This window comes from Streptomyces sp. NPDC059037 (assembly GCF_042740015.1).
Taxonomy (GTDB): Bacteria; Actinomycetota; Actinomycetes; order Streptomycetales; family Streptomycetaceae; genus Streptomyces.
In genome coordinates this window covers 6,234-6,562 of the sequence record NZ_JBHYIG010000404.1, presented here as the reverse complement: position 1 = coordinate 6,562, position 329 = coordinate 6,234, and the positions used below count along the sequence as shown (strand labels likewise).

Below are 329 nucleotides of genomic sequence, written 5' to 3'. Positions count from 1 at the left end.
GGTCGCAGCCCCGCGCCCCTTACGGGGCGCCCCCCGGAGCTGATTCAGCGGGACCTGTACACCAGACGTCCGCCGATCACCGTCGCCACGCACGTCCCCGCGCCGCGTCGCACCAGGTCCGCCCGGTCGGTGACGTCGAAGATCGCGAAGCGGGCCGGGCCGCCTGCCACCAGGGGCGGGAGGAGGACCAGCGGCGTCGGTGACAAGGACGGTGGGCCCGGCAGTTGTGGTGGGGGGGGGGCCACCCCGCCGCCCGGGCTGCGGACGGCGTCCAGGCGGGGGCGGGCGCGGAGGGCGCCCGCCACGGCCCCCCGGCCGGGTGCCAGGAG

Annotated in this window: 1 pseudogene; it reads right to left on the bottom strand. The window is 79.0% G+C overall.

Annotation, left to right across the window (positions count from 1 at the left end):
- Positions 1-44: 44 nt before the first annotated feature.
- Positions 45-329: pseudogene (locus tag ACFWY6_RS43215) on the bottom strand (hypothetical protein); the annotation flags it as partial.